General features: G+C 68.2%; 13 protein-coding genes and 2 rRNA genes. 3 read left to right on the top strand and 12 right to left on the bottom strand.

Features of this window, described 5'->3' with window-relative positions; all coding sequences use genetic code 11:
• Window positions 1–29: 29 nt before the first annotated feature.
• Both OHA30_RS20725 and OHA30_RS20720 read right to left on the bottom strand, forming a co-directional pair.
• Window positions 30–710: a 3'-5' exonuclease gene (locus tag OHA30_RS20725; RefSeq protein ID WP_328915358.1), complete on the bottom strand. Its 681-nt coding sequence runs from the start codon at window positions 708–710 to the stop codon at window positions 30–32.
• A gap of 178 nt (window positions 711–888) precedes the next feature.
• Window positions 889–1,137, bottom strand: a complete 249-nt coding sequence (locus OHA30_RS20720) for a glutaredoxin family protein (RefSeq protein ID WP_328915357.1) — start codon at window positions 1,135–1,137, stop codon at window positions 889–891.
• Between the two features lie 83 nt (window positions 1,138–1,220).
• Here OHA30_RS20720 and OHA30_RS20715 point away from each other — a divergent pair, with 83 nt between their 5' ends.
• The 3 genes from OHA30_RS20715 to OHA30_RS20705 all read left to right on the top strand — a co-directional run bounded on the left by OHA30_RS20715 (window position 1,221) and on the right by OHA30_RS20705 (window position 4,973).
• Entirely contained in the window at window positions 1,221–2,171 is a 951-nt protein-coding gene (locus OHA30_RS20715; protein ID WP_328915356.1) for an HAD family hydrolase, read from the top strand.
• Between the two features lie 429 nt (window positions 2,172–2,600).
• Window positions 2,601–3,401: an ECF subfamily RNA polymerase sigma factor, BldN family gene (locus tag OHA30_RS20710; protein WP_328915355.1), complete on the top strand. Its 801-nt coding sequence runs from the start codon at window positions 2,601–2,603 to the stop codon at window positions 3,399–3,401.
• A 213-nt stretch (window positions 3,402–3,614) separates the two neighbouring features.
• A complete protein-coding gene (locus OHA30_RS20705; protein ID WP_328915354.1) occupies window positions 3,615–4,973 on the top strand; it encodes a DUF5667 domain-containing protein in 1,359 nt (452 codons plus the stop codon).
• Between the two features lie 69 nt (window positions 4,974–5,042).
• Here OHA30_RS20705 and OHA30_RS20700 read toward each other — a convergent pair whose 3' ends face one another.
• From OHA30_RS20700 to OHA30_RS20655, 10 genes are all read right to left on the bottom strand, one after another.
• Complete coding sequence (locus OHA30_RS20700; protein ID WP_328915353.1) at window positions 5,043–6,299, bottom strand: lysophospholipid acyltransferase family protein; 1,257 nt, start codon at window positions 6,297–6,299, stop codon at window positions 5,043–5,045.
• Window positions 6,300–6,361: 62 nt separating this feature from the next.
• Entirely contained in the window at window positions 6,362–7,414 is a 1,053-nt protein-coding gene (locus OHA30_RS20695) for an NAD-dependent epimerase/dehydratase family protein (protein WP_328915352.1), read from the bottom strand.
• A gap of 192 nt (window positions 7,415–7,606) precedes the next feature.
• On the bottom strand, window positions 7,607–7,705 hold the full coding sequence (locus tag OHA30_RS20690) for a 30S ribosomal protein bS22 (RefSeq protein ID WP_003948845.1): 99 nt from the start codon (window positions 7,703–7,705) through the stop codon (window positions 7,607–7,609).
• A 150-nt stretch (window positions 7,706–7,855) separates the two neighbouring features.
• Complete coding sequence (locus OHA30_RS20685) at window positions 7,856–8,068, bottom strand: helix-turn-helix domain-containing protein (RefSeq protein ID WP_328915351.1); 213 nt, start codon at window positions 8,066–8,068, stop codon at window positions 7,856–7,858.
• Between the two features lie 129 nt (window positions 8,069–8,197).
• Window positions 8,198–9,031: a phosphatase gene (locus OHA30_RS20680; protein ID WP_328915350.1), complete on the bottom strand. Its 834-nt coding sequence runs from the start codon at window positions 9,029–9,031 to the stop codon at window positions 8,198–8,200.
• A 173-nt stretch (window positions 9,032–9,204) separates the two neighbouring features.
• A complete protein-coding gene (locus tag OHA30_RS20675) occupies window positions 9,205–10,377 on the bottom strand; it encodes an acetoin utilization protein AcuC (RefSeq protein WP_328915349.1) in 1,173 nt (390 codons plus the stop codon).
• Window positions 10,346–11,560: an MFS transporter gene (locus OHA30_RS20670; RefSeq protein ID WP_328915348.1), complete on the bottom strand. Its 1,215-nt coding sequence runs from the start codon at window positions 11,558–11,560 to the stop codon at window positions 10,346–10,348. The genes OHA30_RS20675 and OHA30_RS20670 overlap by 32 nt, the downstream gene beginning before the upstream one ends.
• A gap of 111 nt (window positions 11,561–11,671) precedes the next feature.
• On the bottom strand, window positions 11,672–12,361 hold the full coding sequence (locus OHA30_RS20665) for an HAD family hydrolase (protein WP_328915347.1): 690 nt from the start codon (window positions 12,359–12,361) through the stop codon (window positions 11,672–11,674).
• Window positions 12,362–12,434: 73 nt separating this feature from the next.
• Window positions 12,435–12,551: ribosomal RNA gene (gene rrf, locus OHA30_RS20660) — 5S ribosomal RNA — on the bottom strand.
• Between the two features lie 89 nt (window positions 12,552–12,640).
• Window positions 12,641–15,766, bottom strand: a 23S ribosomal RNA gene (locus OHA30_RS20655).
• Between the last annotated feature and the right edge of the window lie 163 nt (window positions 15,767–15,929).

The raw sequence follows: 15,929 nt of genomic DNA, 5'->3' as shown, positions 1-15,929 counted from the left end.
TCCGATTTGCCCGTCGGAAGTGATGGGCATCACGCACTCCCATGTCGGACATTCGGTACGGATCGCCGCGCCGAATCGTTGCTGCGGCGCACCCAGAGGGCGTCCACGGCCGCCGATGTCCCGGTCGGCTCGGGCCAGCGCAGAGCCGAGGCCCTGGTCAGAAGCCCGGACAGCCCCTCGACACGCGGCGCGTGATGGGAGAAGAGCCGCGCGGTGGCCTGGGCGTCACCGAGCGCGGTGTGCGGACGCCAGTCCGTGATCCCGATCGCCGCCGCACAGGCCCGAAGCGACAGCCCGTACGGCGCCGGGCCGCTCGCCTCGGCCATCCGCATCGTGCACAACTCCGGCACGGCGGGCAGCCGCAGGCCCACCCGCGCGTACTCGGCGACCAGGAACGCCCGGTCGCCGCCCACGTTGTGGCCGACGAGCACCCGGCCGCGCAGCAGCGTCAGCAGCCTGGCGGCGATCCCGGCGAAGCGCGGCGCCCCGCCCAGGTGCCCGGGCTCGATGCCGTGGATATGGGTGGGCCCGACCGGGCCCTGCGGGTCGACCAGGGTCGTGAACTCGCCCTGCGGCTCCAGATCGCGGTCCAGCAGGACGACGGCCAGCTCCACCACCCGGTGCCGCCGCGAGGACGCGCCGGTGGCCTCAAGGTCCACGACGGCATAGCCGGACGGACCCGCACCGGGGCCCGATACCACCGAGAGCACGCGGCACACTCCTCACGCATCGCCCCCGGATGTACAAATCGCCCTCGATGGTAATCGAAGGTGTACGAGTACGCGTAACGCTCTCAAAACGCCCAGGCGTTCACACGCGCGATCCAGGCGCTCGTGCACGGATTCACGTGGATCCACACGGAATCACGCGTGACTCACGTGGCCGGTCTCACACCCCGGACAGCGCGGTCCGCAGCCGCTTCTCGTCCACCCGCCAGAAGGTGTGCTGCTCGCCGTCGACCAGGACCACCGGGATCTGCTCCCAGTACCGGTCGTACAACTCCGCGTCCTGGGTGATGTCCTGCTCGCGCACGGTGGCGCCGGTCTCGGCCGCGACCTTCTCGATCACCGTCCTGGCGTCGTCGCAGAGGTGGCAGCCGGGCTTGCCGATCAGGGTCACGGTCCTCGCACTCGTCATGGCCGCCATTGTGACGCGTGACGTTCACGCGCCCGCATCCCAGGCGCACCTGACGTTCCCCCGGGCATGGTTATGCTCGCGGCATGGCCGCACTCAGATGGCTCACCCCCCGTAAGCAGTCCGCGACCGAGCGGAGCGTACAGGCCGGCGAGGCCGCAGCGGAGGCCGCGCTCACGACCGGCCCCGAGCCGGAGAACGTACGGGCGGACGCACGCGGCGAAGCCGAGGCAGCCCGGGCCGAACCGCAGTTCCCGGTGGCCGGCGACCCGCGCGCCGCCGCCTTCTTCGACCTCGACAACACCGTGATGCAGGGCGCCGCGCTCTTCCACTTCGGCCGCGGCCTGTACAAGCGGAAGTTCTTCGACAAGCGGGACCTGCTCCGATTCGCCTGGCAGCAGGCGTACTTCCGGCTCGCGGGCGCCGAGGACCCGGCGCACATGCAGGACGCCAGGGACAGCGCGCTGTCCATCGTCAAGGGCCACCGCGTCGAGGAACTGATGTCCATCGGCGAGGAGATCTACGACGAGTACATGGCCGGGAAGATCTGGCCGGGCACCCGCGCCATGGCCCAGGCGCACCTCGACGCCGGGCAGCGGGTCTGGCTGGTGACCGCCGCGCCGCTGGAGACCGCCACGATCATCGCCCGGCGGCTCGGCCTGACGGGCGCGCTCGGCACGGTCGCGGAGTCCGTCGACGGCGTCTACACCGGCCGGCTCGTCGGCGAACCGCTGCACGGGCCCGCGAAGGCCGAGGCGGTACGGGCGCTGGCCACGGCCGAGGACCTGGATCTGTCGCGCTGCGCCGCGTACAGCGACTCCGCCAACGACATCCCGATGCTCTCCCTGGTCGGCCACCCCTACGCGGTGAACCCCGACAGCGGGCTGCGCAGGCACGCGCGCGCCGAGGGCTGGCGGCTGCGCGACTACCGTACGGGCCGCAAGGCGGCGAAGATCGGCATCCCCGCGGCGGCGGGCACGGGCGCACTCGCGGGCGGCGTCCTCGCGGCGGTCGCGATCCACCGCCGCCGGCGCTGAGCCCCGAGGCACATCCCGGCGGCCGCTGAGCCGTATGCCAGCGGCCGCCGAGCCGCGCGGGGTCCCAGTGGCCGCCGAGCCGCGCGGCGGACCCTTCCACGGGCGCCGGACCCGGTACACCGCCGGACGCGTTCCCCACCGGTCGCCGACCGGTCCCGAGCGGTCTCCGACCGCCGGGCACACGGGCACAACACGCACTCCACGCGACCACTTCACAAGCAGAAACGGTCAACTCAGGTCGCTCGTTCGATAATTACTCGATCAGCATTCCGCCCAGGAAGTGGCGGAAACGGCGATTTGAGCAACTCGGTGTAGCGTCGCCTGTACGAAGCGTTATTCTCCTCAGACGCAATCCGGTACCCACGCGTCGCCACGACGGGTGAACGGTCCCGTACTGCACGTGATGGAAGTTCTGCCTCTGGGAGTCCCGTGTACCCACACGACGGGGTTGACACCTCCGGCCTGGCTGCGTTGCGCGCACTGGTGCTCGACCGCCTGATGCGCACAGTCCCCGCGTATGCCGTGCCCGCCCTCGCCACGTCCGGTCCCACCGTCCCCGGCCCGGCGTACGCCCTGGCCGAAGTCAGCACAGCCGCAGGCAGACGCACCCGCAACAGCTCCTCCCGCGACAAGTCCCCCGCCGAACGGGGAGCACACGCCCGCAGGCCACCCTCCGACACCGACAGCGGCCGCATGATGGACCTGGTCGAAGCCGCGCAGGGCGGCGAGACCGAGGCGTTCGGCCGGCTCTACGACCACTACAGCGACACCGTGTACCGGTACATCTACTACCGGGTGGGCTCCAAGGCCACCGCCGAGGACCTGACCAGCGAGACGTTTCTGCGGGCCCTGCGCAGGATCGGCACCTTCACCTGGCAGGGGCGCGACTTCGGCGCCTGGCTGGTCACGATCGCGCGCAATCTGGTCGCCGACCACTTCAAGTCGAGCCGTTTCCGCCTCGAAGTGACCACAGGCGAAATGCTCGACGCCAACGAGGTCGAGCGCAGCCCCGAGGACTCGGTGCTGGAACGGCTCTCCAACCAGGCGCTGATCCAGGCCGTGGACAAGCTCAACCCGCAGCAGAAGGAGTGCGTCACGCTGCGCTTTCTGCAGGGACTGTCCGTGGCCGAGACCGCCCGGGTCATGGGCAAGAACGAGGGCGCCATCAAGACCCTCCAGTACCGGGCGGTCCGTACGCTGGCGCGCCTGCTGCCGGAAGACGCCAGGTGACGATGTGCGTCCCCGCCTGTTCACCCGGCAGCCCCGGCACGATGATCGGACCTGCGTAACCCAACTGGACCGGCACTCGTTGCATCACGTGCAGACACTTCTGTGCCGTGCGCCGCTCACCGCTTTTCACTCGATCGGGTGGACGGAGAAGGGGAACACAACCTTCCGGGCGGCACGGGGAGTCGAGTGTGGAGACGAGAGGAGGTGCCGCCCGTGATCGGACAGGCGACGGCACACCGCCGGGCGAACGCCTTCGCCCAGGCCCTGGAAGACGCTGCCCTGGAGGACGCCGCCGTCCCCGGGGAGAGCACCGGCGCGCCCGATGCCGGCGCGGCCGGCGCCGACGACCCGGGCGCGGGCGAGCGGCACGGCCCGGGCAGGCACGGCTCGGGAACGCACGACTCGGGGGCCCACGGCTCGTCCTCGCACGGCTCCCACGCCGCCGCGCGGCGCGCCGACCCCGAGCGCGCCACGATGCTCGCGCTGGCGGCCGCCCTCAGCGACCACCCCCGCCCGGTCATGGACGCGGAGACGAAGACCGTCCAGCGCGCCCAGCTGATCGCCGCGATGGAGCAGGCGATCGCCGACGGCAGCTTCCGCGCCACGGCGGGCCGCGTCCCCGAGCAGCGCACCGAGCGCGGCAGCCACCGCGCCACCGGTCTGCGCAAGTTCGCGCCGCGCTCCCGGCTCTCGCGGCGGCTCGCCGTCGGCGGTCTCACCATGGGCGTCGCCGCGGGCGCGCTCGGCGGTGTGGCGGCGGCCAGTACGAACGCGCTGCCCGGCGACACCCTCTACGGCCTCAAGCGCAGCATGGAGGACATCAAGCTGGACATGGCGGGCAGCGACACCTCCCGCGGCAAGGTCTATCTCGACATGGCCGCCACCCGTATGCAGGAGGCCCGCCGGCTGATGGACCGGGGCCGCGGCGGCCACCTCGACGACGAGTCGGTCGGTGACGTCCGCAAGGCGCTGTCCGGCATGCACCAGGAGGCGTCCGAGGGCCACCGTCTGCTCACCCAGGCGTACGAGAGGGACGGCTCGCTCCAGCCGATGGAGACGCTCAACTCCTTCGCGGAGTCCCACCGGCAGAGCTGGAGCGATCTGCGCGGCAAGCTGCCCACCCAGCTCACCGATGTCTCCGACCAGGTCACATCGATCTTCGACGCCATAGACCATGAGGTCGCTCCGCTGGCACTGCCCAAGAAGCAGGACGGTGACGGATCCTCGTCCTCGTCCTCGCAGGACGACGACGGCGGCACCTCGGGCTCGCGCCGCACCGGCGGGCAGTCGGGCAGCGCCACGGCCGGCCCGTCCCCCTCCGCGACGGCCGTCGGCCGGACCGGGCAGGACGGCGGGCCGACACCGACCCCGACGGCCTCCAGCGCGGCGCCCAACGGGTTGATCGGCGGCCCCGGCTCCCTGCTGCCCCCGCCCGCCACGGGCGCGGGCACCCCCGGCTCGACCCCGACCAGCACCCCCACCCCGACCCACCACTCGGTGGTCCTTCCCCCGCTGCTCCCGGGCCTCCTGCCGGGCCTCGGTCTCAGCTCGGACGACGACCCGGAGGGTTAGGACACAGCACCCGGCCCGGCGGTCGGTGTTCTTCCGACCTGACGTGTGCGTCATCCGACCCGCACGGCGTCAGAAGAACACCGACCGCCGTTCCACGAGGAGTTCGTACAGCGTGTGCTGGATGGTCTCGCGCACCTGGTCGGTCAGGTTGAAGACCAGCATCGGGTCGTCCGCGGCCTCCGGCGGATAGTCGTCCGTGGGGATCGGCTCGCCGAACTGAATGGTCCACTTCGTCGGAAGCGGAATCATGCCGAGCGGCCCCAGCCAGGGGAACGTCGGGGTCAGCGGGAAGTACGGGATGCCGAGGACACGCGCGAGGGTACGGGAGTTGCCGATCATCGGATAGATCTCCTCCGCGCCCACGACCGAACATGGAATGATCGGCACCTTCGTCCTGAGCGCGGTCGCCACGAAGCCCCCGCGGCCGAAGCGTTGCAGCTTGTAGCGCTCGGCGAAGGGCTTCCCGAGGCCCTTGAAGCCCTCGGGCATCACCCCGACGACCTCCCCGCGCTCCAGCAGCAGTTGGGCGTCCTCCGCGCACGCCAGGGTGTGCCCGGCCTTTCTGGCCAGGTCGTTGACCAGCGGCAGCATGAACACCAGGTCCGCGCCGAGCAGGCGCAGATGCCGTCCGGCCGGGTGGTGGTCGTGCACGGCGACCTGGGTCATCAGCGCGTCGATCGGCAGCGTCCCGGAGTGGTTGGACACCACCAGGGCGCCGCCCTCGGCCGGGATGTTCTCGACGCCCTTCACCTCGACCCGGAAGTACGTCTCGTACAGCGGGCGCAGCAGCGACATCAGCACCTGGTCGGTCAGCTCGGCGTCGTACCCGAACTCGTCGACCTCGTACTCCCCGGTCACCCGGCGGCGCAGAAAGGCCAGCCCCGAGGCGACCTTCCGCTCCCAGGACCCGCCGAGCAGCCTGTCCGCGACGCCGCCGAGCGCGTCGGCGAGGGAAGGCGAGGAGGACGCTGAGGGCGGCTCAGGAGCCGGCGGACCCTCCCCGGGGGCCTCAGAGGGCGTGTCAGAGGGCTTGGCGGGCCCCTCTGAGCCCGTTTCCGGAGTACGGTCCTCCGCTGCCGCCTCGTCCTCCGCCGGCGCCTGCGCGGCCTCGGGCACGGACGACAGCGGCCCGTGCTCCCCGGCCCGCCCCGAAGCCGAAGCGCCCGAACCGGAACCCGTACCGGTACCGGAAGCGGAATCCGCGCCCGGCCCCGAACCGGAAGCACCGGCCGGGCCCTGCTTGCGGCCGCGCGGCCGGGCCCGTCCCGCGCCCGCGCGCCGCCCCCGCGCGTCGTCGTCGAAGGGAATGACCTTGGCGTCCCCCATGGCTCCTGCTCCTTCCGCCGCTGCTCCCTTCGCCGAGGCCCGCCCCCGGCCGTGCACGGCGGTCACCCGCGCTCTCCCGCGTCACCGTCGTGCGGCACCAGCGCCGCGAGCCGGTCCACGGCCCGGCCCATCCGGGCCAGCGGCAGCAGCCCGGGGCCGCGGCTGCGGGCGAAGTCGTGAAAGGTCTCCGCCGTGGTGTACTCCGGCGTGAATCCGAGCGTCTCACGCATCTGGCGGGTGTCCACCACCCTGCCGTGCGTGAGCAGCCGGATCTGCTCCCGGGAGAAGTCCGTGACGCCCGCCGTGCGCAGCAGTTGCCCGACCCAGGTGACGGCCGGCAGCAGTACGGGCACGGTCGGCTTGCCCAGCCGCCGGGCGCTCTGCGACAGCAACAGCACACCGTCGCCCGCGATGTTGAACGTGCCGCTGTTCAGCGTTCCGCGCCGGGCCTCGGTCGACGCGACGACCAGCACCTCGACCACGTCGTCCTCGTGGACGAACTGCAGCCGGGGGTCGTAGCCGAAGACCGTCGGCAGCACCGGCAGGTCGAAGTACTCCACGAGCGGGGTGTCCGCGCGCGGCCCGAGGATGTTGGCGAACCGCAGCACCGCGACCGCGACATCCGGCCGCCGCCGCGCGAAGCCGCGCACATAGCCCTCGACCTCGACCGCGTCCTTCGCGAAACCGCCGCTGGGCAGGGACTTCACCGGGGTCGTCTCGGTGAGCACCGCGGGGTCGCGCGGCGCCGAACCGTAGACGCTGGTGGTCGACTTCACCACCAGCCGCCGTACGGTGGGCGCCTTCTGGCACGCGCCGAGCAGCTGCATCGTGCCGATGACGTTGGTCTCCTTGGCCTGCGTACGGCCGCCGGTGCCCGGGGTGGTGCCGCTGACGTCGAGATGGACCACCGTGTCGACGGAGTGCTGCGCGAGCACCTTGCCGATCAGCGGCTGTCTGATGTCCGCGCGGACGAACTCCGCGTCGCCCAGGTCGTGCTCCGGCGGCACCGCGTCGACCGCGATCACCCGCCCGACCTCGGGCTCCCGCTGCACCCGCCGGACATAGCGGCCGACGAGCTGCCGCGCCGCGCCCGTGACCAGGACCACCTTGCCCACGTTCAGCGCCTTCCTCGGGGGGACGCGGTCACCGTACCTCTACGGTGTTGCGCCGCGATGACGAAACGCCCGCCGTCAGGGGCCGCCGGGTCCGGGGCGCGCGCCCCGGAAAACGTACCCCGGAAACGCCACTGCCCCCTTCGTCCGACCTGAGTCGGAGGAAGGGGGCAGGGAGAGCGGCGTACAGCTCGCTTACTTCTTGTTACGGCGCTGAACTCGCGTCCGCTTCAGAAGCTTGCGGTGCTTCTTCTTGGCCATACGCTTGCGCCGCTTCTTGATGACAGAGCCCACGACTACCCTCGCTTCGGTTTCACTCGGTGCGGGGCGTCCGAGCCCACACGACCTACGTCGGCCAAGCCTACCCGCCCGGAGCGGACGAGCGTAACCGAGGCCCACGCTGTCGGTCACCAGCCCGTTACCGGGCCTTTGGAGCGGGCCTTCTCAGGCAGATTCCACCCCCACGTAGGACTCGCGGAGGTAGTCGTGGACGGCCTGCTCCGGAACCCGGAAGGACCGACCCACGCGAATCGCCGGCAGATGACCGCTGTGCACCAGCCGGTACACCGTCATCTTCGACACTCGCATCACCGCCGCCACTTCGGCGACGGTAAGGAATACGACCTCGTTGAGAGGCCGACTTTCAGTTACGGACATGACACACCTGAACCTTCCGCACATGACGGCCACCGGCTTCCCCTCCGGCGACTCCAAACAGGCATGTGCGCTCCCCCACAGATTAGGGGCGCATGATGCAAGTGGGGAAGAGGAGTTGCGAACGGTTCATTACTGTGCGAGCCACGCCTGATGGAGTACATACCGGGTCAGTGGCCGGTAGTAATCGGACCGCACGGTGTCGTCCAGGGGCACCGCCACCGAGACCCTTCCCTCGGCCTCCGCGACGAAGACGGCGGGGTCGTCGGAGTCCGCCAGACCGATGGCCTCAATCCCCAACTGACCTGCTCCGCAGACGAATCCATGATCTCCGACGACCAGTTTCGGCAGCACTCCGCCCTGCTCCGCGGCGGCTCCCAGCGCCGCCCTGACCGGCAGCGGCGAGTGGGTGTGAGCCCCCAGTTCGGTGCTCTCCTCCGCGCTGCGGGGACCCCCTTCGGCCCCCACCTGCCGGACGACCGCGACCCCGCCGACGTACCTGAGATGGTGTCGACGTACGCCGAACTGAGTGGGCATGTCCATACAGCGGCCGTACGACGGTGTGAGGACAGCGCAGCCCGCCGCCGACAGAGCGGCGGCCAAAGATGCGTAGAAACCGAGGAGACGGTGTGGATGTCCTGTGCCCAAGAGGACAGGAATACGGTCGTGCGCCGCCCGGGCCAGGCGTTCCGCGAAGGCGTCCAGCGCGGCCACCGTGCAGTCCGGATCGATGACGTCCTGCCCCGACGTCTGGGCCGGGTCCGGGGAGACCCCGCAGCGGTCGGCCATGAGCCGCAGCAGCTCGGCGGGGGTCCAGGTGCCCTCCGGGTCCAGGCCGAGGGTCTGGCGGGGGTCGCGGGCGGCGAACGCGCGGTAGCTGCGCAGGCTGTGCTCGCGGGACGTGGAGACGGGGCCGGCGAGCCTGGCGGCTACGAGGTGGGCGCGGAGGGCGCTGACGCTTAGCACGGAGGTGATCCTTGCGGGGATCTTCCGGAAGCGGGGGCCGAACCGGCGGAATTCACTCCGCCGGGACTGCCGGGACCTCCTGGACGGGCGGGTACGCGGGTCGTACGCGCTGTGTACGCGGTGTGTACGCGGTGTGCGCGCCCCCGGCCCGTACGAGTACGCCCCCGCCGGGGCTACGGCAGGAGGCCGTGCAGCGGGAAGGCGGCCCGGCGGGTCGCGAGGATGGCCTGGTCGATCCGGTCCGCGGGGTCGTACCCGGCGTCGTCGAAACCGGCCCAGACCGGCGTACGCCCGTCCGTCATGCGCAGCGGAGCCGTCGCCCGGGTCCTGGCGTAGACCTGGTGCCGCCACTCCTCGGGGATCAGCGTCTCCGGCGCCACCGGCACCCCGGCCGCGATGGCGACCAGGTGGGTCCAGGTGCGCGGTACGACGTCGGTGACCGCGTAGCCGCCACCGCCGAGGGCAAGCCAGCGGCCCTCCGCGTGCTCGTGGGCCAGCGTGTGGCACGTCTCCGCCACCAGCCGCTGCGAGTCCAGCGACACCGCGAAGTGGCCGAGCGGGTCCTCGAAGTGGGTGTCGGCCCCGTGCTGGCTGACCAGGACCTGCGGCCGGAAGGCCGCGACCAGCTCCGGCACCACCGCGTGGAAGGCCCGCAGCCACCCCGCGTCCCCGGTGCCGGCGGGCAGCGCGATGTTGACGGCGCCGCCCTCCGCCGCGGGCCCGCCCGTCTCCTCCGGCCAGCCTGTGTAGGGGAAGAGCGTCCCCGGGTGTTCGTGCAGGGAGATCGTCAGCACCCGGGGGTCGTCCCAGAAGGCCGTCTGCACGCCGTCGCCGTGGTGCACGTCCACATCGACGTACACCACCCGTTCGGCCCCCAGCTCCAGCAGCCGTGCCACGGCGAGCGCCGCGTCGTTGTAGACGCAGAACCCCGCGGCGGCGGCGGGCATCGCGTGGTGCAGCCCGCCCGCGAAGTTCACCGCGTGCGAGACGTCCCCCCGCCACACCGCCTCGGCCGCGGCCACCGACTGACCGGCGATCAGCGCCGAGACCTCGTGCATCCCGGCGAAGGCCGGATTGTCCTCGGTGCCGATCCCGTACGCCGTGTCCGCGGCGCGCGGGTGCTGCGACGCCTGCCGTACCGCGGCCAGATAGTCCGCCCGGTGCACCAGGGCCAGGGTCGAGTCCCCGGCCGGCGGGGCCGCGACCACCGAGAGCGCGCCGTCGAGCCCGAAGGCCCGGATCAGGCTCCGGGTCAGCTCCAGCCGCACCGGGTCCATCGGGTGTCTGGACCCGAAGTCGTACTTGGTTACCTGCTCATCCCACATCAGCTGTGCGCGGCCGCTCATGACCGACACCGTACCCGCCGGGCCCCGCCTCGAAGGACTTGGCGTACAGCAGCGTCGCGCCCACCAGCACCATCGGGACGACCATCGCCCCCCGGTAGCTCCAGGCGTCCCCGAGGGCCCCCACCAGCGGCGAACCGACGAGGAAGCCCACGTAGTTGAAGATGTTCAGCCGGGCGATCGCCGAGTCCGACGCCCCCGGGAAGAGCCGCCCGGCCGCCGCGAAGGTCTGCGGCACGATCACACACAGCCCGAGCCCCAGCAGAGTGAATCCGAGCATGCCGAACCAGGCCCCCGGCGCCGTCGCGACCACCGCGAACCCGGCCATCGCGACCACCGTCCCCAGCCGTACGACCGCCGCGGCGCCGAACCGCCGCACCCCGAAGTCCCCCACCGAGCGTCCGATGAGCGTCGTCACCATGTAGACGGCGTAGGGCACGGTCGACAGCTGCTCGGAGCTGTGCAGCGTGTCCTCCAGGTACTTCGCGCTCCAGTTGGAGACCGTCGAGTCCCCGATGTACGCGAAGGCCATCACCAGGCAGAGCGGCATCAGCAGCCGCATCACGACCGGCTGGGTCTCCCTCGGCTGCCCGGCCGGAGTCCGCTCCTGGTCGGTGTACCAGCGGCTGGCCGCCAGCGTCAGGGGGATGAGGGCGGCGACCGCGGGCCCGTAGAGGGCGAAGAGCGAGATGTGCCAGTGCGCCCCCGACCACGCCAGCGAGGCACCGACGATCCCGCCGAGGCTGTAGGCGGCGTGGAAGCCGAGCATGATGCTCTGCCCGTAGGCCCGCTGGAGGCTCACCCCGAGCATGTTCATCGACGCGTCAAGCCCGCCGACGCACACCCCGAACAGCGCCAGCATGACCGCCGCCACCCACAGCCGGTTCCCGGCCCCCAGGCCGACCAGCACCAGCCCCACCACCGGCTGTGTCCAGCGCAGTACGACGCTCGGCCGCACCCGCTTGACCAGGTGCTCGGTGACGACGCTGCCGGCCCCGGCCAGGATCGGCACGGCGGCCAGGAAGACCGGAAGCAGCCCGTCGCCGATGCCGTAGCGGTCCTGGATCGCCGGGATACGGGTCACGAGCAGCGCGAAGAGCGCTCCCTGCGCGAAGAAGCTGACCGCGAGGGCGGCGCGGCCGTACCGCAGAGAGCGCGGGCGGGTCGCCGGGTGAGCGTCGTCCATGAGCGAGCAGCGTAGGCGCGGAAGCTACGGATGAGTAGGTCCCCGCCAGTCACAATCGCGATCAGGGACGAGCCGGGTCAGCTTTGCTCCGTCGGCGGCTGTCGTGGGCGGCTATGAGCCGGGCGTCCCCGGACGGTCTGCCAGGTCCCCGTCGGCCCGGAACAGCAGATCGGGCAGCTCGGTCATGCTGCCGAAGAGCGCGGTGGCGGCCGCCAGCTTGGCCGCCGGGGTCATCGCGGTGAATCCGTAGACATCCATCCCGGCCGCCCGTGCCGCCTGGACGCCCAGCGGGCTGTCCTCCACCACCGCGCACCGCTCGGGCGCGACGCCCATGGTCCGCGCGGCGTGCAGGAAAAGGTCCGGCGCCGGCTTGCCCCGGCCCACATCCTGGGAGGAGAAGATCCGGCTCTCGTCGAACCTGTCGTAGAGCCCGGTCGTCCGCAGCGCCACCCGAATCCGGTCGTGGTTCCCGGACGACGCCAGGCAGTACGGCACCCCGCTCGCGGCCAGCTTCTCCAGGACGACGTCCACGCCGTCCACCGGCTTCAGCTCACGCTCGAAGGCCGCGAACACCCGTGCGTGAAAAGCGTCGTTGAAGCCCTCGGGCAGCGTCTGCCCCGACCGCTCCAGGACGACGTCATGGACACGGTGGACGGCGGCGCCCATGAAGTCGCGGATCGAGTCCTCATAGGTCGTGGGGTGGCCGACCTCGGTCAGACAGTCGGCCAGGATCTGGTTGGAGATCGGCTCGCTGTCGACGAGGACGCCGTCGTTGTCGAAGATGACCAGTTCGTACCGCACACGAGTACGGTACACAACGCAAAAATGCCTCAACCCCCGGGCATCAGCTCGGGGGTTGAGGCAATCAATAATTGTTCGGCGGTGTCCTACTCTCCCACAGGGTCCCCCCTGCAGTACCATCGGCGCTGAAAGGCTTAGCTTCCGGGTTCGGAATGTAACCGGGCGTTTCCCTAACGCTATGACCACCGAAACACCATGAAACACACACCACACACCCCGAATATGGGAATGTGTGTGATGGCTGATTGTTTCAGAACCACACAGTGGACGCGAGCAACTGAGGACAAGCCCTCGGCCTATTAGTACCGGTCAGCTCCACCCCTTACAGGGCTTCCACATCCGGCCTATCAACCCAGTCGTCTACTGGGAGCCTTACCCCATCAAGTGGGTGGGAGCCCTCATCTCGAAGCAGGCTTCCCGCTTAGATGCTTTCAGCGGTTATCCCTCCCGAACGTAGCCAACCAGCCATGCCCTTGGCAGGACAACTGGCACACCAGAGGTTCGTCCGTCCCGGTCCTCTCGTACTAGGGACAGCCCTTCTCAAGACTCCAACGCGCACAGCGGATAGGGACCGAACTGTCTCACGACGTTCTAAACCCAGCTCGCGTACCGCTTTAATGGGCGAACAGCCCAACCCTTGGGACCGACTCCAGCCCCAGGATGCGACGAGCCGACATCGAGGTGCCAAACCATCCCGTCGATATGGACTCTTGGGGAAGATCAGCCTGTTATCCCCGGGGTACCTTTTATCCGTTGAGCGACGGCGCTTCCACAAGCCACCGCCGGATCACTAGTCCCTACTTTCGTACCTGCTCGACCCGTCAGTCTCACAGTCAAGCTCCCTTGTGCACTTACACTCAACACCTGATTGCCAACCAGGCTGAGGGAACCTTTGGGCGCCTCCGTTACCCTTTAGGAGGCAACCGCCCCAGTTAAACTACCCACCAGACACTGTCCCTGATCCGGATCACGGACCGAGGTTAGACATCCAGCACGACCAGAGTGGTATTTCAACGACGACTCCACCACGGCTGGCGCCGCGATATCAAAGTCTCCCACCTATCCTACACAAGCCGAACCGAACACCAATATCAAGCTATAGTAAAGGTCCCGGGGTCTTTCCGTCCTGCTGCGCGAAACGAGCATCTTTACTCGTAATGCAATTTCACCGGGCCTATGGTTGAGACAGTCGAGAAGTCGTTACGCCATTCGTGCAGGTCGGAACTTACCCGACAAGGAATTTCGCTACCTTAGGATGGTTATAGTTACCACCGCCGTTTACTGGCGCTTAAGTTCTCAGCTTCGCCACACCGAAATGTGACTAACCGGTCCCCTTAACGTTCCAGCACCGGGCAGGCGTCAGTCCGTATACATCGCCTTACGGCTTCGCACGGACCTGTGTTTTTAGTAAACAGTCGCTTCTCGCTGGTCTCTGCGGCCACACCCAGCTCACACAGCAAGTGTGCTCACCAGACGTGGCCCCCCTTCTCCCGAAGTTACGGGGGCATTTTGCCGAGTTCCTTAACCATAGTTCACCCGAACGCCTCGGTATTCTCTACCTGACCACCTGAGTCGGTTTAGGGTACGGGCCGCCATGAAACTCGCTAGAGGCTTTTCTCGACAGCATAGGATCATCCACTTCACCACAATCGGCTCGGCATCAGGTCTCAGGCACAAGTGTGACGGATTTACCTACCACACGCCCTACACCCTTACCCCGGGACAACCACCGCCCGGGCTGGACTACCTTCCTGCGTCACCCCATCGCTTACCTACTACCACCTCGGTTCAGCGGCTCCACCACTCCCCATCACTCCGAAGAGATCAAAGGCGGCTTCACGGCCTTAGCATTAATGGGCTCGATACTGGGCGTTTCAAAGCAGGTACCGGAATATCAACCGGTTGTCCATCGACTACGCCTGTCGGCCTCGCCTTAGGTCCCGACTTACCCTGGGCAGATCAGCTTGACCCAGGAACCCTTAGTCAATCGGCGCAAGAGTTTCCCACTCTTGTATCGCTACTCATGCCTGCATTCTCACTCGTGAACCGTCCACCACTGCCTTCCGGCGCAGCTTCACCCGGCACACGACGCTCCCCTACCCATCACAGCCTCCGTTGGGAGTACATGCTGCAATGACACGACTTCGGCGGTACGCTTGAGCCCCGCTACATTGTCGGCGCGGAATCACTTGACCAGTGAGCTATTACGCACTCTTTCAAGGATGGCTGCTTCTAAGCCAACCTCCTGGTTGTCTCTGCGACTCCACATCCTTTCCCACTTAGCGTACGCTTAGGGGCCTTAGTCGATGCTCTGGGCTGTTTCCCTCTCGACCATGGAGCTTATCCCCCACAGTCTCACTGCCGCGCTCTCACTTACCGGCATTCGGAGTTTGGCTAAGGTCAGTAACCCGGCAGGGCCCATCGCCTATCCAGTGCTCTACCTCCGGCAAGAAACACACGACGCTGCACCTAAATGCATTTCGGGGAGAACCAGCTATCACGGAGTTTGATTGGCCTTTCACCCCTAACCACAGGTCATCCCCCAGGTTTTCAACCCTGGTGGGTTCGGTCCTCCACGACCTCTTACAGCCGCTTCAACCTGCCCATGGCTAGATCACTCCGCTTCGGGTCTTGAGCGTGCTACTCAACCGCCCTATTCGGACTCGCTTTCGCTACGGCTACCCCACACGGGTTAACCTCGCAACACACCGCAAACTCGCAGGCTCATTCTTCAAAAGGCACGCAGTCACGACAGCAACGTGCAAGCACGCACTGCGACGCTCCCACGGCTTGTAGGCACACGGTTTCAGGTACTATTTCACTCCGCTCCCGCGGTACTTTTCACCATTCCCTCACGGTACTATCCGCTATCGGTCACCAGGGAATATTTAGGCTTAACGGGTGGTCCCGCCAGATTCACACAGGATTTCTCGGGCCCTGTGCTACTTGGGTGTCGTACAAGCAAGCCGTACAGATTTCAGCTACGGGGGTCTTACCCTCTACGCCGGACCTTTCGCATGTCCTTCGCCTACCCATACGGTTTCTGACTCGCCTCACTGCCGGCAGACAATGAAAGTACGATCCCACAACCCCGCCCACGCAACCCCTGCCGGGTATCACACGTAAACGGTTTGGCCTCATCCGGTTTCGCTCGCCACTACTCCCGGAATCACGGTTGTTTTCTCTTCCTGCGGGTACTGAGATGTTTCACTTCCCCGCGTTCCCTCCACATGCCCTATGTGTTCAGGCATGGGTGACAGCCCATGACGACTGCCGGGTTTCCCCATTCGGACACCCCCGGATCAAAGCTCGGTTGACAGCTCCCCGGGGCCTATCGTGGCCTCCCACGTCCTTCATCGGTTCCTGGTGCCAAGGCATCCACCGTGCGCCCTTAAAAACTTGGCCACAGATGCTCGCGTCCACTATGCAGTTCTCAAACAACCAACACTCAAGGAAACACGAAACCATTCCCTGAGAACCCAACAGCGCGCCCAACCCGGCCCTCCACACTCACGTTCCACGCCGAAGCAGTACTAGTGACCCCACAGAGCCGTGCCGAATAGTCAAC

Source organism: Streptomyces sp. NBC_00223, from assembly GCF_036199905.1.
Taxonomy (GTDB): domain Bacteria; phylum Actinomycetota; class Actinomycetes; order Streptomycetales; family Streptomycetaceae; genus Actinacidiphila.
Note: the sequence above shows the minus strand (reverse complement) of the source record. Positions and strands in the feature narration are given on the sequence as shown.